The organism is Citrobacter sp. TBCP-5362, from assembly GCF_005406305.1.
GTDB lineage: Bacteria > Pseudomonadota > Gammaproteobacteria > Enterobacterales > Enterobacteriaceae > Citrobacter_B > Citrobacter_B koseri.
This window is the reverse complement of record NZ_CP040234.1, coordinates 3,676,205-3,697,492: the sequence shown is the minus strand read 5'-3', so window position 1 is coordinate 3,697,492 and position 21,288 is coordinate 3,676,205. Positions and strand designations below refer to the sequence as shown.

At 53.6% G+C, this 21,288-nt stretch carries 19 protein-coding genes; 7 read left to right on the top strand and 12 right to left on the bottom strand.

The features are described from left to right. Positions 1-387 precede the first annotated feature (387 nt). Both acnB and yacL read left to right on the top strand, forming a co-directional pair. Positions 388-2,985, top strand: coding sequence for a bifunctional aconitate hydratase 2/2-methylisocitrate dehydratase (gene acnB, locus FD428_RS17640; RefSeq protein WP_047458888.1), 2,598 nt, complete (start codon positions 388-390; stop codon positions 2,983-2,985). A gap of 176 nt (positions 2,986-3,161) precedes the next feature. After that, positions 3,162-3,524 carry a protein YacL gene (gene yacL, locus FD428_RS17635; protein ID WP_012134038.1) on the top strand — a complete coding sequence of 121 codons (363 nt, stop codon included), beginning with the start codon at positions 3,162-3,164 and terminating at the stop codon, positions 3,522-3,524. Between the two features lie 33 nt (positions 3,525-3,557). Here yacL and speD read toward each other — a convergent pair whose 3' ends face one another. From speD to FD428_RS17620, 3 genes are all read right to left on the bottom strand, one after another. Further along, on the bottom strand, positions 3,558-4,352 hold the full coding sequence (gene speD, locus FD428_RS17630; RefSeq protein ID WP_012134037.1) for an adenosylmethionine decarboxylase: 795 nt from the start codon (positions 4,350-4,352) through the stop codon (positions 3,558-3,560). Positions 4,353-4,367: 15 nt separating this feature from the next. Next, on the bottom strand, positions 4,368-5,234 hold the full coding sequence (gene speE, locus FD428_RS17625) for a polyamine aminopropyltransferase (protein ID WP_012134036.1): 867 nt from the start codon (positions 5,232-5,234) through the stop codon (positions 4,368-4,370). Between the two features lie 118 nt (positions 5,235-5,352). After that, positions 5,353-5,700, bottom strand: coding sequence for a YacC family pilotin-like protein (locus FD428_RS17620; RefSeq protein ID WP_012134034.1), 348 nt, complete (start codon positions 5,698-5,700; stop codon positions 5,353-5,355). A gap of 167 nt (positions 5,701-5,867) precedes the next feature. On the opposite strand from FD428_RS17620, the gene cueO reads away from it, so the two are divergent. Further along, positions 5,868-7,418 carry a multicopper oxidase CueO gene (cueO, locus tag FD428_RS17615; protein ID WP_114847949.1) on the top strand — a complete coding sequence of 517 codons (1,551 nt, stop codon included), beginning with the start codon at positions 5,868-5,870 and terminating at the stop codon, positions 7,416-7,418. Positions 7,419-7,565: 147 nt separating this feature from the next. Here the strand turns inward: cueO and FD428_RS17610 are convergent, their stop codons facing one another. Further along, positions 7,566-9,956: a glucose/quinate/shikimate family membrane-bound PQQ-dependent dehydrogenase gene (locus FD428_RS17610; protein WP_071257587.1), complete on the bottom strand. Its 2,391-nt coding sequence runs from the start codon at positions 9,954-9,956 to the stop codon at positions 7,566-7,568. Positions 9,957-10,161: 205 nt separating this feature from the next. Between FD428_RS17610 and hpt the strand changes: the two genes are divergently transcribed. Beyond that, positions 10,162-10,698: a hypoxanthine phosphoribosyltransferase gene (gene hpt, locus FD428_RS17605; RefSeq protein ID WP_024130701.1), complete on the top strand. Its 537-nt coding sequence runs from the start codon at positions 10,162-10,164 to the stop codon at positions 10,696-10,698. Positions 10,699-10,784: 86 nt separating this feature from the next. Here hpt and can read toward each other — a convergent pair whose 3' ends face one another. Further along, positions 10,785-11,447, bottom strand: a complete 663-nt coding sequence (gene can, locus FD428_RS17600; protein WP_012134030.1) for a carbonate dehydratase — start codon at positions 11,445-11,447, stop codon at positions 10,785-10,787. A gap of 232 nt (positions 11,448-11,679) precedes the next feature. On the opposite strand from can, the gene FD428_RS17595 reads away from it, so the two are divergent. The 3 genes from FD428_RS17595 to FD428_RS17585 all read left to right on the top strand — a co-directional run bounded on the left by FD428_RS17595 (position 11,680) and on the right by FD428_RS17585 (position 13,916). Further along, positions 11,680-12,606, top strand: a complete 927-nt coding sequence (locus tag FD428_RS17595; protein ID WP_012134029.1) for an ABC transporter ATP-binding protein — start codon at positions 11,680-11,682, stop codon at positions 12,604-12,606. After that, positions 12,603-13,373 (top strand): ABC transporter permease, encoded by a 771-nt coding sequence (locus FD428_RS17590; protein WP_012134028.1) that lies wholly within the window; start codon positions 12,603-12,605, stop codon positions 13,371-13,373. The genes FD428_RS17595 and FD428_RS17590 overlap by 4 nt, the downstream gene beginning before the upstream one ends. A gap of 102 nt (positions 13,374-13,475) precedes the next feature. After that, positions 13,476-13,916: a PTS sugar transporter subunit IIA gene (locus FD428_RS17585; RefSeq protein WP_012134027.1), complete on the top strand. Its 441-nt coding sequence runs from the start codon at positions 13,476-13,478 to the stop codon at positions 13,914-13,916. Positions 13,917-13,971: 55 nt separating this feature from the next. Here the strand turns inward: FD428_RS17585 and FD428_RS17580 are convergent, their stop codons facing one another. The 7 genes from FD428_RS17580 to FD428_RS17550 all read right to left on the bottom strand — a co-directional run bounded on the left by FD428_RS17580 (position 13,972) and on the right by FD428_RS17550 (position 21,055). Further along, on the bottom strand, positions 13,972-15,087 hold the full coding sequence (locus FD428_RS17580) for a fimbrial protein (RefSeq protein WP_114847948.1): 1,116 nt from the start codon (positions 15,085-15,087) through the stop codon (positions 13,972-13,974). Between the two features lie 8 nt (positions 15,088-15,095). Continuing rightward, entirely contained in the window at positions 15,096-15,704 is a 609-nt protein-coding gene (locus tag FD428_RS17575; RefSeq protein WP_012134025.1) for a fimbrial-like protein, read from the bottom strand. An 18-nt stretch (positions 15,705-15,722) separates the two neighbouring features. Continuing rightward, positions 15,723-16,289, bottom strand: coding sequence for a fimbrial protein (locus FD428_RS17570; protein ID WP_012134024.1), 567 nt, complete (start codon positions 16,287-16,289; stop codon positions 15,723-15,725). A gap of 26 nt (positions 16,290-16,315) precedes the next feature. Further along, positions 16,316-16,948 carry a fimbrial protein gene (locus tag FD428_RS17565; protein WP_071257592.1) on the bottom strand — a complete coding sequence of 211 codons (633 nt, stop codon included), beginning with the start codon at positions 16,946-16,948 and terminating at the stop codon, positions 16,316-16,318. A gap of 27 nt (positions 16,949-16,975) precedes the next feature. After that, positions 16,976-19,576 carry an outer membrane usher protein gene (locus FD428_RS17560; RefSeq protein ID WP_024130698.1) on the bottom strand — a complete coding sequence of 867 codons (2,601 nt, stop codon included), beginning with the start codon at positions 19,574-19,576 and terminating at the stop codon, positions 16,976-16,978. A gap of 64 nt (positions 19,577-19,640) precedes the next feature. Continuing rightward, positions 19,641-20,384: a fimbrial chaperone gene (locus tag FD428_RS17555; RefSeq protein ID WP_114847947.1), complete on the bottom strand. Its 744-nt coding sequence runs from the start codon at positions 20,382-20,384 to the stop codon at positions 19,641-19,643. 80 nt (positions 20,385-20,464) lie between these two features. Next, positions 20,465-21,055, bottom strand: a complete 591-nt coding sequence (locus FD428_RS17550) for a fimbrial protein (protein WP_024130696.1) — start codon at positions 21,053-21,055, stop codon at positions 20,465-20,467. Between the last annotated feature and the right edge of the window lie 233 nt (positions 21,056-21,288).

The following is a 21,288-nucleotide window of genomic DNA, read 5'->3' as shown; positions in this document are numbered from 1 at the left end:
ATTCCTGAAGAATCGTCATGGTCATTATGCCTGCCGCCAGCGGGTGCGGTGTTGCGTGAGTATAGGGCGGCGGGAGTTTAATTTTTGACTAATATTGGGATCGCTACCGTCAGGTGATGATTAGCGTTCGAAATAATGTGAGCAAACGTTACAGGGGAAAATGTCTCTTTCCTGAAAAGGCGAAGGGCAATAGACCATGCGTAACGATTCAGCCACTTTTTTATGTTGCTTTTTTGTAAACAGATTAACACCCCACTAAAATCCTGCTATTCTGCCCGTTGCGGTATCGGGCATTTACCCTACAAACTGCTGTCTCACAGGAGCGTGAAGAGAATCGCCCATATACAAAAGCGCCGCACTATGACAATGAGAGCGAGGAGAACCGTCGTGCTAGAAGAATACCGTAAGCACGTAGCTGAGCGTGCCGCCCTTGGGATTGTGCCCAAACCCTTAGATGCAACCCAAATGGCCGCACTTGTCGAGCTGCTGAAGACCCCGCCTGTGGGCGAAGAAGAATTCCTGTTAGACCTGTTAATCAACCGTGTTCCCCCTGGCGTCGATGAAGCCGCCTATGTAAAAGCGGGCTTTCTCGCTGCCGTCGCGAAAGGCGACACCACCTCCCCGCTGGTTACTCCAGAAAAAGCCATTGAACTGCTGGGCACCATGCAGGGTGGTTACAACATTCATCCGCTGATTGACGCGCTGGACGATGCCAAACTGGCGCCGATTGCCGCCAAAGCGCTGTCTCATACCCTGCTGATGTTCGACAACTTCTACGATGTAGAAGAAAAAGCCAAAGCGGGCAACGAATATGCGAAGCAGGTGATGCAGTCCTGGGCCGATGCCGAATGGTTCCTGAACCGTCCTGCTCTGGCTGAAAAAATCACCGTTACCGTCTTTAAAGTGACCGGTGAAACCAACACCGACGACCTCTCCCCGGCGCCAGATGCCTGGTCCCGCCCGGACATTCCGCTGCACGCGCTGGCGATGCTGAAAAACGCCCGTGAAGGCATTGAGCCGGATCAGCCTGGCGTGGTGGGGCCGATCAAACAGATCGAAGCGTTGCAGCAAAAAGGCTATCCGTTAGCCTACGTGGGCGACGTTGTTGGCACCGGTTCTTCGCGTAAATCCGCTACCAACTCCGTGTTGTGGTTCATGGGCGATGACATCCCGAATGTGCCGAACAAACGCGGCGGCGGTCTGTGTCTTGGCGGCAAAATTGCGCCTATCTTCTTTAACACGATGGAAGATGCGGGCGCGCTGCCCATTGAAGTGGACGTGAATAACCTGAACATGGGCGATGTGATTGACGTTTACCCGTACAAAGGTGAAGTCCGCCATCACGAAACCGGCGAACTGCTGGCGAGCTTTGAACTGAAAACCGACGTGCTGATCGACGAAGTGCGCGCGGGCGGTCGTATTCCGCTGATCATCGGTCGCGGCCTGACCACCAAAGCGCGTGAAGCGCTGGGTCTGCCGCACAGCGATGTGTTCCGTCAGGCGAAAGACGTGGCGGAAAGCGCTCGCGGCTACTCGCTGGCGCAGAAGATGGTGGGCCGCGCCTGCGGCGTTGCCGGTATCCGTCCGGGCGCTTACTGCGAACCGAAAATGACCTCCGTAGGCTCTCAGGATACCACTGGCCCAATGACCCGTGACGAACTGAAAGACCTGGCGTGCCTGGGCTTCTCGTCTGACCTGGTGATGCAGTCTTTCTGCCATACCGCAGCGTATCCGAAACCGGTTGACGTAACTACGCACCACACGCTGCCGGATTTCATCATGAACCGTGGCGGCGTCTCTCTGCGTCCGGGCGATGGCGTAATCCACTCCTGGCTGAACCGTATGCTGCTGCCGGATACCGTTGGTACCGGCGGCGACTCCCATACCCGTTTCCCGATTGGTATCTCCTTCCCGGCGGGTTCTGGCCTGGTGGCGTTTGCGGCGGCGACCGGCGTCATGCCGCTGGATATGCCGGAATCAGTGCTGGTGCGCTTTAAAGGCAAAATGCAGCCGGGTATCACCCTGCGCGATCTGGTACACGCGATCCCGCTGTACGCGATCAAACAGGGTCTGCTGACCGTTGAGAAGAAAGGTAAGAAAAACATCTTCTCCGGCCGTATTCTGGAAATCGAAGGGCTGCCGGACCTGAAAGTGGAACAGGCGTTTGAGCTGACCGATGCCTCTGCGGAGCGTTCTGCGGCAGGCTGTACCATTAAGCTCAACAAAGAGCCGATTATCGAGTACCTGAACTCCAACATCGTTCTGCTGAAGTGGATGATCGCGGAAGGTTACGGCGATCGCCGCACCCTGGAGCGCCGTATTCAGGGCATGGAAAAATGGCTGGCGGACCCGCAGTTGCTGGAAGCGGATGCGGATGCTGATTATGCGGCGGTGATCGAGATCGATCTGGCTGATATCAAAGAGCCGATCCTCTGCGCGCCGAACGATCCTGACGATGCGCGTCTGCTGTCTGATGTGCAGGGCGAGAAGATTGACGAAGTCTTTATCGGTTCCTGTATGACCAACATCGGTCACTTCCGTGCGGCAGGTAAACTGCTGGATGCGCACAAAGGCCAGCTGCCGACCCGCCTGTGGGTGGCGCCACCAACCCGTATGGATGCCGCGCAGTTGACCGAAGAGGGCTACTATAGCGTCTTTGGTAAGAGCGGCGCGCGGATTGAAATTCCAGGCTGTTCACTGTGCATGGGGAACCAGGCGCGTGTGGCTGACGGGGCGACGGTTGTTTCTACCTCAACCCGTAACTTCCCGAACCGTCTGGGAACCGGGGCGAACGTCTATCTGGCTTCTGCGGAACTGGCGGCGGTTGCGGCGCTGATCGGCAAACTGCCGACGCCGGAAGAGTACCAGACCTACGTTGCGCAGGTGGATAAAACCGCCGTGGATACCTACCGTTATCTGAACTTCGATCAGCTTTCCCAGTACACCGAGAAAGCCGACGGCGTGATTTTCCAGACCGCGGTGTAACGGCTCCGACCTGTTCTGCGTAAAAACGCATCAATGCCCGGTGAACCTTGCGTCACCGGGCATTTTTATTTCTATTCCTTCCGCCCGTTCCGCTTTTTTTCTTCCGTTGTGCTGCGATAATTACAGCATGGGCGCAATGCGGTAATGGCGCATTGCCGGGAGCAGAGGAACACATTATGGATTACGAATTTCTGCGCGATATTACCGGAGTGGTAAAAGTGCGAATGTCCATGGGCCACGAGGTGGTGGGGCACTGGTTTAACGAAGAAGTGAAAGAGAACCTGGCCTTGCTTGATGAAGTGGAACAAGCGGCGCGTGCGCTAAAGGGCAGTGAGCGTTCCTGGCAACGGGCGGGACATGAATATACGCTCTGGATGGATGGCGAAGAGGTGATGGTTCGCGCTAATCAACTGGAGTTTACCGGCGACGAAATGGAAGAGGGGATGAACTACTACGACGAAGAGAGCTTATCGCTCTGCGGCGTGGAGGACTTTCTTCAGGTTGTTGCGGCTTACCGTCATTTCATTCAACAACGCTAAATACGGTGGAGCCTCCGTGCTCCGCCGTTACGCTTATACCGCAGGGATATTGCGGCCGTAGTAAATCTCGCGCATCTCTTTCCACAGCGCAGCGGTAATCTCTTTGCGCTCGGTTTCCGTCAGATCTTCCGGTTTAGTGTGGAACATGTAGTGCTTAAGATCGAACTCTTTAAGCAGCATCTTGGTATGGAAGATATTTTCCTGATACACGTTCACATCCACCATGTCATACAGCGACTTCATGTCGTCGGACATAAAGTTCTGAATGGAGTTAATCTCATGATCGATAAAGTGTTTCATGCCGTTGACGTCGCGGGTAAACCCACGCACGCGGTAGTCGATGGTGACGATATCGGACTCTAACTGGTGGATTAGGTAATTCAGCGCCTTCAGCGGGGAAATCACGCCGCAGGTCGAAACTTCAATGTCGGCGCGGAAGGTGCACAATCCGCCTTCCGGGTGGCTTTCCGGGTAGGTATGCACGCAGATATGGCTCTTATCCAGATGGGCGACGACGGCCTCGGGCAGCGGGCCGGGATGCTCTGTTTTGTCGATAAGCTGCGGGTCGACCGGCTCTTCGCTTACCAGAATAGTGACGCTGGCGCCCTGGGGTTCATAATCCTGGCGGGCGATATTCAGGATATTCGCGCCGATGATGGAGCACGTCTCTGACAGAATTTCCGTCAGGCGATTGGCGTTATAGAGTTCATCGATATAGGCAATGTAACCATCGCGCTCTTCTGCGGTTTTGGCGTAGCAGATATCGTAAATACAAAAACTCAGACTTTTGGTCAGATTATTAAAGCCATGCAGTTTCAGTTTTTTCAATTTCTTATCTTCTCCTTAGGACGACGGTGTTGCGAGCGCGTCTTGCAAATACTGAGGTAAGGCAAAAGCTGCCGTGTGAACAGACGGATTGTAGTAACGGCATTTCAGGCCGGAGGTATGGAAACGCGCCTGAATAATCTCGGTTGACAGGTGGCGCAGCGCGTCATTGTCCGTCGCCCACGCGAAGGTCATAATGCCGCCGTAGTAGGTCGGAATGGCTGCCTGGTAGAAGCTGACATCGCCAAAGTAATGGCTGAGCTTGCGGTGGCTGTCAATGGCTTCATCCTGTTGCAGGAAGCAGACGCCGTTCTGTGCGACAAAGATCCCGCCAGGATTCAGACAGCGCTTGCAACCTTCATAGAAGGTTGAGGTGAACAGACTCTCGCCGGGGCCGATCGGATCGGTACAGTCGGAGATGATCACATCAAAGGTCTGGCTGGTCTGATTCACGAAGTTAACGCCATCGTCGATCACCAGATTAAAACGCGGATCGTCATAGCTGCCTGCGTTGTGATTCGGCAGATACTGACGGCAGAAAGAGACCACGCCTGCGTCGATCTCCACCATCGTGATCGTTTCGACATTTTTATGCCGTGTCACTTCACGCAGCATTGCGCCGTCGCCGCCGCCGATGATCAGCACATGTTTCGCGTGGCCGTGTGCCAGCAGCGGAACGTGGGTCATCATCTCGTGATAGATAAACTCATCGCGCTCGGTGGTTTGCACCACGCCGTCCAGCGCCATTACGCGGCCAAACGCGGCGTTCTCGAAAATAATCAGATCCTGGTGATCGGTTTTCTCGTGATACAGCACGTTGTCTACGGCAAAGTACTGACCAAACTGGTCGTGTAGCGTTTCATGCCACTTCGTATTTTCGGCCATTGGCTGATACCTCCATTGTTAACACCCGTAAAAAATGGGCGCAACATAATAGCTAACAATGACCGATGATGCACGGTCATTATTTCAGCAATAAGGTATCCGTTGGGTATAACGCGAGTTATTTTACGTAGGCCAGCAAACTCAGGGAATCGCGCGCCAGCGCTTTGCATTTTTTGGCGACGGGAATACCGATGCCGCTCAGATCGCGGTAGCTGTCTTCACCGAGGGATTTCATGTCGAAGGAGTCGTAATTGCTGAGGTCCCACTGGTTTTGCTGGGCAAAAAAGACCAGTGCGCGACGAATCTGACCGTTCGGGAGATTCTGGTAACCGCAGTCATTTTTCAGAAAGACGAACACCGCCGTTAAATCTGCCATATCTTCGGCTTCGGATTCACTGAGCGCATAGCTGTTTGCGCATACGGCCATCAGGCTGCCGAACAACACTGTTCTGAAAAACGTCTTCATTGCTTCTACCACTGCATCACGGAAATTAAACGTTAGCACACTGCGGGCGAGGCGACGACATTTATTATTGTATCCGACGGGCGTCTGTGACTTGACCTTCCCGTAAGGGGAGGGTCTATGCTCAAAGGTCAGACTGCGTCCCGCCGGTTGAAAATAAGGAAGTGATTATGCAACGTCGTGATTTCTTAAAATATTCTGTGGCGCTTGGGGTCGCATCGGCACTGCCGTTGTGGAGCCGCGCCGTGTTTGCTGCGGAACGTCCCGCGTTACCCATTCCCGATCTTTTAACCGCCGACGCGCGCAATCACATTTCGCTGATTGTCAAAGCCGGACAGTCGACCTTCGCGGGTAAAACGGCAACGACCTGGGGCTACAACGGCACGCTACTCGGGCCGGCGCTTAAGCTGCACAAAGGTCAGCGTATTACCGTGGATATTCATAACCAGCTTGCCGAGGAGACGACGCTGCACTGGCATGGGCTGGAAGTTCCCGGCGAGGTGGACGGCGGCCCGCAGGGGGTGATTGCGGCGGGCGGCAAGCGCTCCGTCACCTTCACGCCTGAACAGCGTGCGGCAACCTGCTGGTTCCACCCTCATCAGCATGGGAAAACCGGTCGTCAGGTGGCGATGGGACTGGCGGGCCTGGTACTGATTGAAGATGAAGACATTGGCAAACTGCTCCTGCCAAAACAGTGGGGGATAGACGATGTGCCGGTGATTATTCAGGACAAACAGTTTTCCCCTGACGGACAAATCAATTATCAACTGGATATGATGACCGCCGCCGTCGGGTGGTTTGGCGACACGCTGCTGACCAACGGGGCGATTTATCCGCAACATGCTGCGCCAAAAGGCTGGCTGCGTCTGCGCCTGCTGAATGGCTGCAACGCGCGTTCACTGAACATCGCCACCAGCGACAACCGCCCGCTGTATGTTATCGCCAGCGATGGCGGCCTGCTGGCGGAGCCGGTGAAGGTAAACGCACTGCCCATGTTAATGGGGGAGCGTTTCGAAGTGCTTATCGACATCAGCGACGGCAAAGCGTTTGAGTTGATGACGCTGCCCGTCAGTCAGATGGGGATGACGATCGCGCCGTTTGATAAACCGCACCCGGTTATGCATATCCAGCCGCTGGCGGTCACGGCCTCCGGCACTTTGCCGGATACGCTGACCACGATGCCTGCATTGCCTTCTCTTGATGGCCTGACGCAGCGAAAACTGCAACTGTCGATGGACCCGATGCTCGACATGATGGGTATGCAGATGCTGATGCAAAAGTATGGCGACCGGGCGATGGCGGGAATGGATCATGGGCAGATGATGGGGCATATGAATCACGGTAGTGGTGGACATATGAACCACGGCGGGAAGTTCGATTTCCACAATGCCAATAAGATCAACGGTCTGGCGTTTGATATGACGACACCGATGTTTGCCGCCGCCAAAGGGCAGTATGAGCGCTGGGTTATTTCCGGCGAAGGCGACATGATGCTGCATCCGTTCCATATTCATGGTACGCAGTTCCGTATCCTGTCGGAAAACGGCAGCGCTCCGGCGGCGCATCGCGCAGGCTGGAAGGATACGGTGCGGGTTGAAGGCGGGATCAGCGAGGTGCTGGTGAAGTTTGATCACGAGGCATCGCAAGAACATGCTTACATGGCGCACTGCCATCTGCTGGAGCATGAAGATACAGGCATGATGCTTGGCTTTACGGTATAAACATGCCGGATGGCGCTGGCGCTTATCCGGCCTACAGTCTCGGTTTTACGGTATAAACATGCCGGATGGCACTGACGCTTATCCGGCCTACAGTAAAATGAGCATCCTGTAGGCCGGATAAGGCGAAGCCGCCATCCGGCATAAACGTTACTGCGCGTCGTCAGGCAGAGCGTACGCGACAATATAGTCGCCCATCTTCGTCCCGAACGAACCGTGACCCCCGGCGGAAATCACGACGTACTGCTTACCGTTGACTTCATACGTCATCGGCGTTGCCTGACCGCCTGCGGGCAGACGGCCTTCCCACAGTTTTTCACCATTGCTCATGTTGTAAGCGCGCAGGTAGTTATCTGCGGTCGCGGCAATAAACAGCACGTTGCCAGCGGTAGAGATTGGGCCGCCCAGCATTGGCATTCCCATATTGAACGGCACCTTAAACGGCATCGGGAACGGCATGCTGTCCTGCGGCGTACCAATACGTTTTTTCCAGACAACTTCGTTGGTTTTCAGATCCAGCGCGGAGATGTAACCCCAGGCAGGCTGTTTACACGGCAGACCAAACGGCGACAGGAACGGGTTCAGCGTCACGCCATACGGTACGCCATACTGCGGTTGAATACCCGATTCCGAACCGGTGCCTTTGGCATCTTCCGGCGGCTCCATCGGATTACCCGGGCCGCGTGGGATCAGTTTAGAGACAAACGGCAGCGCCATCGGGTTGGCAATCGCCACCTGACGGTTTGGGTCGACGGAAATGCCGCCCCATTCAAACATACCGAGGTTGCCCGGGAAGACCAGCGTGCCTTTTTCTGATGGTGGGGTAAAGATCCCTTCATAACGCATCTGATGGAACATCACGCGGCACACCAGCTGATCGAACATGGTGGCGCCCCACATATCCGCACCGGTCAGGTCTTTCGTCGGACGGAAGCTCAAATCAGAGAACGGCTGCGTTTTGGTGACGTAATCCCCTTTGGCCGCGCCCTGCGGCACCGGTTTTTCCGGGGCAGGCACCACAAGCTGACCATTGCGACGGTCCAGCACGAAAATATTACCGGTTTTTGCCGGAGCGTAGATGACCGGAACGGTTTGCCCTTTCACGGTGATATCCGCCAGCGTCGGCTGGGACGGCATATCCATATCCCACAGATCGTGATGAACGGTCTGATAGCTCCAGGCCAGTTTACCGGTCGTTGCATTGAGCGCCAGGATCGAGCTGGCATAGCGCTCCTGCTCTGGCGTACGGTTGCCGCCCCAGATATCCGGGGTGGTGACGCCCATCGGCAGATAGACCAGATCCAGCTTCGCGTCATACGCGGCTGGCGCCCAGGAGTTTGGCGAGTTTGGCGTGAAGTGGTGCTCATCCGATGGGATCGCGTTCGGGTCTTTCGCACCGGGATCGAATGCCCATAGCAATTTACCGCTGTTCACGTCAAAGCCGCGAATAACCCCGGACGGCTCGCGGGTAGAGAAGTTATCGGTGACGGCGCCTGCAATGACGATCACCTTGTCGGTCACGACCGGCGGTGATGTGGGTTCATACATGCCCGGCGTAGTGACCGGCATATTGGTTTGCAGGTTCAGAATGCCGTTGTTGGCAAAGGATTCGCACAGCTTGCCGTTGTCCGCGTTGAGGGCGAAAATACGGCCATCGTTCACCGGCAGAATAATCCGGCGCGGGCAGTCTGAAACGACATCCGGCGAGGCGTTATCGGCCGTGGCTTCATGATAGGAGACGCCACGGCAGGTGACATGCTGGAAGCTGGGATCGGTATTGAGCTGCGGGTCGAAATGCCACTTCTCTTTCCCGCTCGCCGCGTCCAGCGCGAACAAACGCTGGTGGGCGGTACACAGATACAGCGTATCGCCGACTTTAATCGGGGTCACTTCGTTGGTGATTTCACCCGGATCGTTCGGCTGCTTCAGATCGCCGGTACGGAACACCCACGCCTCTTTCAGGTTGTGGACGTTATCAGCAGTGATCTGCTTCAGCGGGGAGTAGCGTTGCCCTTCCTGATTGCGGCCATAGGCAGGCCAGTCCTGGTCCGCAACCGGAGAGATCGGTTCGGCAGGCACCGCGTCCGCGCTTAGCGTACCGTTGATCTCTTGCGGGTCGTTGAAGCCAGCCCAGGTGAGGATGCCGCCGCTTATCAGCAGGGCAACTACCAGCGCGCTGACAGCGCCGCTGGAAGGGACGCTCAGGCGATGCCAGACAAACGGTAAAATCAGCCAGATGCCGAAGAAGACCAGAATGTCGCTACGCGGGGTTAGCGCCCAGAAGTCGAAGCCGACTTCCCACACGCCCCAGATCATGGTGGCGAGGAGCAGGGCGGCATACAGCCACAGCGCGGAACGCTTGCTGCGCCATAATAGCCCGGCGACGCCAAGCATGACGATGCCCGCAATCGGGTAGTACCAGGAGCCGCCGATGGCGACCAGCCAGCCGCCGCCGATCAGCAGATACAGCCCGCAGAGTGCAGCGAAGAGGGCTGTCAGCGTCACGAGAAGCCGTGGCGCTTTTGCGTTGTTATTTGCCATAAAAAGATACCATCTCAATTTGTTAATTTTTTAGTAGCAATTAATTATAGGATTTAACAAGTGTGATCGTCATCACAAAATGAGCTTTATTAACAGATGCCGCGAATAAATACTTTTGCTGGTATACTGCGTGCCTTGCGCTTCGATGCTGTCTTATCAAGAGCAGGCATGAAGTGATTTGTTTTTAAATCATATGGTTAGAGATATGAAACATACTGTAGAAGTAATGATCCCCGAAGCGGAGATCAAAGCGCGCATTGCCGAACTGGGTCGTCAGATTACTGAACGTTATAAAGACAGCGGCAGTGACATGGTGCTGGTAGGTCTGCTGCGTGGCTCATTTATGTTTATGGCGGATCTGTGCCGCGAGGTACAGGTGTCTCATGAAGTCGATTTTATGACCGCCTCCAGCTACGGTAGCGGCATGTCCACCACTCGCGATGTGAAAATTCTCAAGGACCTGGATGAAGATATCCGTGGCAAGGATGTGCTGATTGTCGAAGATATTATCGATTCCGGGAATACGCTGTCGAAAGTGCGGGAAATCCTGAGCCTGCGTGAGCCAAAGTCTCTGGCGATTTGTACGCTGCTGGATAAGCCGTCTCGCCGTGAGGTTGACGTCCCGGTTGAGTTTATCGGTTTCTCGATCCCGGATGAATTCGTTGTGGGTTACGGCATCGACTATGCTCAGCGTTATCGCCATCTGCCGTATGTTGGTAAAGTGGTGCTGCTGGACGAGTAAGAACGTTGTGCCGGATGGCGCTACAGGTGCTATGTCCGTAGAAATGTAGGCCGGGTAAGGCGTAGCCGCCACCCGGCAATACACGTTTACTTGTGGTTAATATGCTTTTTGCTGAGGTTTGAAACCCCCCGACGATAGCGCTGTTCCAGCGTTTCACGGTTGGTCGCCGTGACTTCCAGATCGCGCAGCAGGCCGTCGTGAATACCGTAGGCCCAGCCGTGAATCGTCACTTTCTGACCGCGTTTCCACGCGGACTGCATGATGGTTGAGTGGCCCAGGTTATATACCTGTTCCATCACGTTCAGCTCGCACAGGGTATCGATTCGACGCTCCTGCGGCATTTCTCCGAGTAATGAGCTATGTTTGAACCAGATATCGCGAATGTGCAGCAACCAGTTGTTAATTAACCCCAGTTCCGGGTTTTCAACAGCCGCCTGGACGCCGCCACAACCGTAGTGACCACAAATAATAATATGTTCAACTTCCAGTACATCGACGGCATACTGCACTACGGAGAGGCAGTTGAGATCGGTGTGAATGACCAGGTTGGCAACATTGCGGTGAACAAATAATTCGCCCGGCTCAAGGCCGGTTAAACGTTCTGCGGGAACGCGGCTGTCGGAACATCCAATCCATAGAAAGCGCGGTTTCTGCGCTTGCGCCAGTTTCTCAAAAAATCCGGGATCCTCTTCCACCAGCATTTTTGACCATAGTGCATTGTTGCTGATGAGTGTATCTATGTCTTTCATGGAGGTTAACGACCTGTAACCAAATAAGTGCGTTGGGCTAATATAGGGCAACTCCGGGATTATTTAAACCATATACTCGTCATTCTTCACGTTGCAGGTGCGTTGGCTTCCTCGCTCACCCCGGTCACTTACTGGTGTAAGCTTCCGGGGATTCACTGCGTTGCCGCCTTCCTGCAACTCGAATTATTTAGAGTGTAAATAAAGTGTAAGAACGTAAGGTAAGTAAAAATTCATGACCATTGCACTGGAACTTCAGCAACTTAAAAAAACGTATCCGGGCGGCGTTCAGGCGCTCCGTGGGATCGATTTGCAGGTTGAGGCGGGTGATTTTTATGCGCTTCTGGGGCCAAACGGGGCGGGGAAATCAACCACCATTGGCATTATCAGCTCGCTGGTTAACAAAACCTCCGGGCGCGTCTGCGTCTTTGGTTACGACCTTGAAAAAGATGTGGTCAACGCCAAACGCCAGCTTGGCCTGGTGCCGCAGGAATTTAACTTCAACCCGTTTGAAACCGTCCAGCAGATCGTCGTCAATCAGGCGGGGTACTACGGCGTTGAGCGTAAAGAAGCCGTTGCGCGCAGCGAAAAGTATCTGAAACAACTCGATCTGTGGGAAAAACGTAACGAACGTGCGCGTATGCTCTCCGGCGGGATGAAGCGTCGTTTGATGATCGCCCGGGCGCTGATGCATGAGCCGAAACTGTTGATTCTGGATGAACCCACCGCAGGGGTGGATATTGAACTTCGCCGCTCAATGTGGGGCTTTTTGAAGGATTTAAACGACAAAGGCACCACGATTATCCTGACGACGCACTATCTTGAAGAAGCGGAAATGCTGTGTCGCAACATCGGTATCATTCAGCACGGCGCGCTGGTGGAAAACACCTCAATGAAAAATCTGCTCTCTAAGCTGAAATCCGAGACGTTTATTCTCGATCTGGCGGCGAAAAGCCCGCTGCCGAGGCTGGAAGGCTATCAGTACCGTCTGGTGGATACCTCGACGCTGGAGGTCGAAGTATTGCGGGAACAGGGCATCAATAGCGTCTTTTCGCAACTGAGCAGCCAGGGCGTTCAGGTTCTCAGTATGCGTAACAAGGCAAACCGCCTGGAAGAACTGTTTGTCTCTCTGGTGCATGATAAAAAAGGAGATCGCGGATGATGCAGCTGTATTGGGTCGCGCTGAAAAGCATCTGGGCGAAAGAGATTAACCGCTTTATGCGTATCTGGGTGCAGACGCTGGTGCCGCCGGTCATCACCATGACGCTCTATTTTATTATCTTCGGTAATCTGATCGGCTCACGCATTGGCGAGATGCACGGTTTTAGCTATATGCAGTTTATCGTGCCGGGCTTAATCATGATGGCGGTGATCACCAACGCATATGCCAATGTGGCCTCATCCTTCTTTAGCGCCAAATTCCAGCGCAACATTGAAGAGCTGCTGGTGGCGCCTGTCCCGACGCACGTCATTATCGTCGGATATATTGGCGGCGGCGTGGCGCGCGGGCTGTGCGTAGGGGTTCTGGTTACGGTGATTTCGCTGTTCTTTGTGCCGTTCCAGGTACACTCCTGGGTGTTCGTGGCGTTAACGCTGGTGCTGACGGCGGTGCTGTTTTCGCTGGCAGGGCTGCTGAACTCGGTCTTTGCGAAAACCTTTGATGATATCAGCCTGATCCCGACGTTCGTGCTGACGCCGCTCACCTACCTGGGCGGGGTGTTTTATTCCCTGACGCTGCTACCGCCGTTCTGGCAAGGATTGTCGCATCTGAACCCGATTGTCTACATGATCAGCGGCTTCCGCTATGGTTTCCTGGGCATTCACGATGTACCTCTGGTCACTACGTTCGGCGTGCTGGCCGTGTTTATCCTGGCGTTTTACCTGCTGTGCTGGTACTTAATCCAGCGCGGACGCGGCTTGCGCACGTAATGTTTTTCCTCTCCTCCGCCGGGGGAGGGGCAGACTTTGACGTTTATCACCCTTACTCATTTATCACACTGATAAACTACTTGCTTGCTAAGGAGGTAGGCTATGTTGGGTTGGGTGATTACCTGTCATGACGATCGCGCGCAGGAGCTACAGGATCGTCTGGAAGAAAAACATGGCCCGCTGGCGCAGTGCCGGGCGGTGAACTTCTGGCGCGGTCTGAGTACCAATATGCTCAGCCGTATGATGTGTGAAGCATTACACCAGGCGGATTCCGGCGATGGGGTGATCTTTTTAACGGACACGTCCGGCGCCGCACCTTATCGTGTGGCGTCGCTGATGAGCCATAAACATTCCGGCTGCGAAGTGATTGCCGGTGTGACGTATTCATTGCTTGAAGAAATGCTTGCCGCACGGGAATCCATGAGCAGCGCGGCGTTCCGTGACACCATTGTTTCCCTCGGCGCGCCCGATGTCACCAGTCTCTGGCATCAACAGCAAAAAAATCCGCCTTTTGTGCTGAAGCATGATTTGTACGCGTACTGACGGTCAATTCGTGGAGGCGATGATGCGGCTGACAGGCAGTCAGCCGCAGGGAACGTTATTCGTAGCTGAGGGTGAAAGTACCGACGGTTTCAAAAGTGCCGGCTTTAATTGTACCGATTTTGATTAACTGCCCGGTGAAATCCAGACCAATAGATTCATGATACCACTCACGATTTCCGCTGTAGGTGATACCGACATGCTCCGAACCGTCTACCTTCATTGTTTGTGTGTTGTTATTGATAATGGAACGAATTTTTACGCCCACGCCCTCGGCGCTCCCTGAAGAGTTGGTGAGAATCGTATTGTCTGCGCCATGATTGCCGGTCAGGGTGACGGTAACGGTCGTCAATGAGCAGCGGAATAAGTTAAACGTAAACGGCTTTTCTACCGACTCGCCCGTTTTTTCGAAATCGGAACGGTAAAAGTCGCCAAAATCCACGTCCCGATCGTATTCGTCATTATTTATCCCCATCCCCTGGCAGGTCGGCTCCATGACGGAAAACGCCATCGATGCTCCACTCATCATAAGGTCGAGATCGTTTTGCCCGGCATCTCCTATGTGCAGAGTACCTATTTTCCCTGGCAGCGCGTTCCCGTCCGTCTGACCATTTCGGGGGTGGTAGTCTGGCGTCTGATACATCGTGACGAAGATATCCCAGTTGCGTGTTGCGCTCGGCCCCGTCCAGGGGGCATCGCCATGGCTTGGGAAGGTTGACGTTCCTCCGGGCAGCGGCAGGTTTAAATCCAGATCGTTAGTGTTGTTGCCGTTGTGGCAGTTCCCGACACACCTCACGGAATAGGTGTAAACAATGCCGGGAATCGAGGTTTTGAGCAGCCCGGTAGGGCCATCTGACCCCTGAGTGGTATATTGATCCCACAAATTGGCGTCGGTAGGGCCGGTCAACGTTACGGCATTGCTCCCATTACCTCCGCATGTGATGGGCGCCGCTCCCTGGAATAAAGGGAAATCACCCTCCATAGACTGAGGGTTCATAATGATGAGCGGCGTATCGATGCCTCCGATGGGGCCGATGAGCGTTCTGGCAGTCCAGAAAGCAGGTATACTGGCCTGCTGTGTCGTAAAATGACATGCGGTGTCTGCTAACGCTTGCCTGGCGAAAATGGAGAGCACGCAAAATAATAGCGGCAGTAAATAGCGTAATTTCATCATAAATCCCTTTACTGATAGGTTACATTGACCACCACATTGCTGGTCACCAGTCCGTTGCCGACATCGCCCGTGTTCTGGTAGCGGGCGTAAAACACATAATCTGCTGGAAAGAGCGGTGCCGCTTGCCCGCTAAGGTCATACGCTACGTCGGAACTGCCATCGCTATTCAATACGTTCGTGTGGTGTGTGGCGGAAAAAACAACCACACCGACATTTCTGGCCTGATCGCTGACCGCGTTATTGATAAATACCTGGCTGTTGTCGGGGTTTATACCGAATTGCGGTTCAAATCGAAAATGAAGCTGCTGGCTTCCTTCGCTTCCTGCTGGCGGCACGTCGCAGTTGACAACCTGAATGGTAAACGTTGTACCGCCAGCGTCCGTTTCCGGCCGCAGGCGATCGCTGTTGTCCGTATTGTAAAACCAACTGCGCGTGACGGTTGGCAACTCGACATTACCGCCATTTTCCAGGCTTACTTGGCAGGTATTGGCCAGAATCTTCGCCTTAAAATTGACGTCCATTCCGCTGTCGTCAGCCTGACTGACGACAGGCCACAGTCCTGCCAGGCCCACCAGCAGGGCGAAAGTAAATCGCATAAAAAATAGTGTCTGTCGCATAGTTGCCCGCTGGCTACATTACTGGTAGGTGACTAAAAAGGTGATAAGCGACGTCGCTTCACCTGTTGTGATATCAGCGGCTGTTTTACCGTTCGCAACGACCCAGCGAGCCACCAGAGGATAGGTGTAGCTCTGGTTCATATTCTTCGAACCAAACGAATGCGTCAGTACATTCGAAGGGTTGCCCGTCTGGCAGGCTAACTGGGTGCCTGAGTCTGCGGCGGTTTCCCAGATCTCAACGGCGGTATTCGTGGCGCCTGTTGTCGCGTAGGAGTCGCCGGAACAGGTATTGCCCGCCCCTGGCTGAGCCGCCACGGTTGTGGTTAACACGCCCGCGCATTCGGTCAGTGCGATATTAAAGGATTCGGTACGCGTACCGACTTCGTTCTTATACAGATCGCCGAAGTCAATCGTGCTGGTCGGGCCATCTGCATCCGTCACCTGGGTGTTACAGGTGCCGGGGAGGATCTCAGTGGTAAAGATAGCCTGCAACTGATTGGTGCCTGTCACCGGGGCGGCGTGGGTCAGGCCGCTGAATAATCCACCAGCTACCGCCAGCGCGAGAAAAAGAGAATTAGATTTCATTATGATGCTCCGTTATATCGCAGGAATTATTCATAGCTAAAGTTAAAGGTTGCTGTTGCCTGGAAGGCGCCAACCGCCGGGGTTGTACCGGAGATCCTTGTCGTCACCAGACGCGCCACAAGGTCGACCTGTTTGCTGTCTATTTCAGCAGGACTCCATTTAATCACCTCGGCATCGTTATCTGAGGTCTCCGTTTCGTTGGCAAAAATAGCAAAATAGCTGGTTGGTGCACTGACACGAGAGAATTTCAGGCCAACCCCGGTGGGGCCTGTCTCACCCGTACCGGGGAGGAGGATGGTTTTCGGCGTACCGCTGTCGTAACCGGAGGTCGTGCCGCTGATGGAGGCTTTAATTCCGGTTACGGATTCCGGGCAGTTTTTAATTTTCAGGGCGAATTGCGCCATCGTTGGCCCTGACGCTGCCTCGCTGGTCTGGTATTTAATGATATCGCCCAGCGACACTTTGCCGTCGGCGCCGATGATGATGGTGGAGCTACTGTCCGAGTCATTAATCGTCATATCACAGGTTGTGTCCCGGATATTGGCTCGGAAGGTAATGTCGATGCTGTCGCCGTTGTCTGCATGAACGGATGAACACACCGCCAGCGCTAACATAGCGACAGGTAAACTGCGGAGATATTTATTACTTTTTAAAGTCATTAAGGGAACTCCCTGTAGAAAAATAACTTATTGCATATGACAGAGTTGATTGTTCAGGATTGTGGTTAATCCTGCCTTTTGTGCGCTGTCGGTAATGTGATAATTCACCGTACAGGCGCTACCTGCTTCTTTACCCCAGACAACTCGCAGGGTGCCCTGATCTTCTACGCCGCGCACATAAGCCTGCCCGGCCTGACCGACGGCGCCGACCAGCTCGCCTTTATCGGTCAGGACGTCTGCGCCGAGTGGAATAAAGCCTTTATCGTTGCGTAGAAGTTCAAGGATGAGAGAACGACCTTCGTCGGTTTCGAAGTTGACCAGCACCACGGCGCCATCACGCGGGACGATGGTTTCACTGGTGTTTTTGACCTCGACGTCGGCGTCCAGAGAACTGATATTCAGCCCAACGCGGTTCTCACGGTAAGCCGAGGCATACGGCATAATCGCGTATCCTGAACGACCTATTTCACCTTTGCCGTAACCGAGCTGCGCGCCTTTTGCGCCGCTGGCATGAACCAGAATGATGGGGCCGGTGTCACTTAACGTTCCTGGCGCCATCGTCAGGCCGCCAGTGTGAACCACCATGCCGCCGCTATAGTTGGCGGAATATTGTTTGCTGCTGTCATCGCTAAAAGAGGTAGAGACTGACAGGGGGCCATACGGACTGCTCCACGAGCCGTAACCGCTGATCTGATTCAAATCGCCATAATCACCGGTATTGCTTGCCGTACTGATGGAGTAGTTAATCTTACCGTCTTCAGTATTACCGCTGGCGGTGTTGTTAAAGTTGGCGCTGCCTTCCATATCCGTACGCGCGCTCATATTGACGTTGTTAAAACCGGCAATATTTTTACGTTCACTGGAGAACGTGCTTAACGGAATGCTGACGTTGAGATAAACGCTGTCATCTTTTTCGCCATCTTCATCATAGGTACGCTGGAGCGAGATGCTGTAGCTGCCATAGCGGAAGTCATTGCTGTAACCTGCGCTGTAGTTTGAGGTGGAACCACTCTCATTCCAGTAGTCTTCCCAGGTGCCGGTGACATAGAGCGAGCCGTAGTTTTCACCATTGAACGCCAGCGGTTGACTGACGCTAATCTGAAACTGGTTTTTCATACGCTGATAGTCAGAATAGAGTTCGTCGCTGGACTCATATGACTGATTCTTATAGCTGCCGTATTTCACGTCGTCCTGTAGCGCGGCGGCGTCCCGCAAGCTGAGGTAGTCTTCCGTCGAGAAACGGTATGCCGCCACATTGAATGAGGTGTCGGTGGTTTCGATGACCTTGCTGTACGTCAGGCGATAGCTTTGGCCGGTCAGCGTCCCCAGCTCGTCAATTTGTGCATGTGACTGCGTGACGTCTAACGCGAAGGCGCCGATCGCGGTGTTCATCGCCACGCCAAGCAAACCGGCGTAAAAATCCATGTCGCTGTACTGCACGCCCGCGTAGCCGGTAAAGGTGTTGTTGAGACCGTAATACCAGGTGGCGTAACCAATGTTCGGTCTGTCATGCAGCGAATCGTCGTTCAGTTCGCCCGCGCCAAACTCCCAGCGTGAGGTTCCCGGACGCATCATCTGCGTAACCGAGGAAAAAGGAACCGTGAAGGTTCTCTTGCTGCCGTCAGACTCTTCTACAGTCACCTGTAGATCGTTACCGTAGCCGGTGGTGCTGAGATCGCTCAGTTCAAACGGGCCTGGCGGTACGGTGGTTTCATAAATTTTGCTGCCGCTTTGCATGACGGTGACTTTGGCGTTGCTGTTGGCGACGCCACGAATGACCGGTGAGTAGTTGGTACGGCCTTCCGGGCGCATGCGATCGTCGCTGTACAGGCGCATCCCGCGCAGGCTGACGGAGTCGAAGGTGTCGCCGTTGGTGTAGGTTTCGCCCGCCACAACCTGCGCGGTTAACGCCGGAATGTCGCGCTGGAGGTAAATGTCCTGGCTGGAGTAATCTGAACCGTTGTCTTTATCCCAGTTGTAGGTGCCGCGGGAGCGCAGCCGCCATGCGCCCAAATTCAGCCCATATTGCAGACCGGCGTAAGCCGTGTCGGAATTATTGCCATCGCTTTCGCTATGCCAGGCGTTGAGGTTGTACGACAGCAACGCCGCCGGAATACCTGCATCCCATAATGATGGATCGACATATCCCGCCGGGCGTTTGAGAACGTAAAGCTGCGGCATCGTCAATTCCAGGGTAAGTTTTGAGGTATCGAAATTCACCGACGAGTGGGGGTAATATTTTTTGATATCAATACAGGTTGTATCATCGTCGGAAATAGTATTCCCCAGCACACTACTATCAACGCCCGCTTGTTTCAGCAACAATGCGGTAATACACGGCGTGGCGCGTGGCGTTCCGTTATCTTTAAATTCGATGTTTTGCGTCGATTTATTTTCACCGTTCAGGCTTATTTTCGCCCGGTAGGTTCCCGGTAATATTGGATTACCCTGAGCATAACGGCTTACATCGACTGCACTCCCCATATTCAGCAGGAATTGATCGTTAAACTCTACCATTTCCTCTGAGTCGGGAGCAGAGGACTGTGCAGGCGTATTTCCCGTCGCATGAACAGAGAACGGCAATGCCGCACTAATGGCGAGACATAATAGAGATCGTCGAAAAATCATAACAAGTCCAGTCGATTAAAGCGGGTTGCCGTTATATAAGAAGAAAAAATATATTTTTAATTTATTAATTAACGTTGGCGGTGAGTTTTTCCGTTCCGCCAAAATCATTGATAGCGATATACACCACTTCTCCGCTGGCGTTATTCGTTAATCCTTTAACCGTCATGGTTTCGCTGGAGAACGGCTTAATCGACTTACTGTCAATTTCATACTCTTTGGCGCCGACCTTAAACGTTGCGCTGGAGAGTGAAACGTTATAGGGCGAGTCGTTACGGCCAACTAAAGACAGGGTGTTGCCCTGGCGCGTTTGCGACCATTTAACCTGCTTCATCGCCTCACCCGGGGTGCCTTTTAAGCCGTCCGGGCGGAAAAATAGCTTAATACGGGTACGGAAAGCGAGTTGCAGTTGGTTCTGGCTTTCGCCGTCTTTCGCCGTTGCTTTTTTGGGGATTTCCAGCACGTTAAACCAGAATAAGGATTCCCGATCCTGCGGCAGCGGCTGCTGTAAATATGTCACACGCACAGACTGGCCTTTCCCTGGATCGATGCGTGAAATGGGCGGGGTAATGACAAAAGGCAGTTTTAATTCCTGCGGGTTAACGTTCGGGCTCCCGTCATCCAGCCAGATCTGAAGTAACAGCGGGTTTTTGCCTCGGTTATCCAGGTTCACAATCACATCTTTCATGGATTGTTGATATACGATGCGTGTGCCGGAGATAACCACGTCGGCGCATGCCTGAAAAGAGGCGACACCGATCATGGCGGCGGTGAGGGTTTTTAATCCGGTTTTTAACGTCAGGCTGAACATGATGCTATCCACTCCCTGTTGGATGTAACGAAAACATCCTCTGGCTTAAGCCAGAGGATGAAGAACGACAGTCCTGTTGCTTATTGGTAGTTCATGGTGAAGGCAACCTGTGCCTGCACGGAACCGCTGGTTACGCCAGTAGCCGGGCCCATATAAGCGACGGTGTAGTTCAGTTCGCCTTTGCCATCAGTCAGCGTGGTTGACTGAGTGTTGTTAGGATGATCGATTTTGATCAGATCGGTCTTCGTGTTGCCATCGTTGTGCAGAACCAGGCTTACGTTGGTTGCTGAACCTTGCAGGCCAGTTGGTGGAACCAGCGCGCCTTCGTTGTTTGCGGAAGAACCGCCCCAGGAATCAAACTGCGCATCAGCAGACTGCAACTCAGTATCCGCACAGGAAATAGACAGCGCGAACTTAGCCTGGCCCAGGGTGCTGTTAACGTCGGCAGCAGTACCTGGGGTGAAGTCTTCTACTGACACGGTCGGCAGAGTGACGTTGAAGTCTTTAGTTGTCTGGGAGCTCAGTGGATCATCTTTCAGCGTGATGTTACAGGTATTCGGGGTGACCAGGCCGTGGAAGGTGATGGTGCCACGATCCGCGTCTGCTGCGAATGCTGAACTGGAAATAGTTGCCAGAACTGCCGCAGCTAATGCGTATTTTTTCAATGCCATTTTGGTAAACATCCGTATTAGATAATAAGTGTACTTTACGTTTTTAGAAAAAGTACTTCGTCTGTTAAGCGTAAAGGCCGGCCGGGAATTACATTAACTTTGCGGAGTATAGGAAAATATTTATTGATAATTGTAATTATCTTTACTTAAATGGTGTTTAAGTAAACTTAACTGATGGTTATTTCGTTGAAAGGTAAGTGTTTTTATTTTTGGTTATTCATCTGATGAATTTG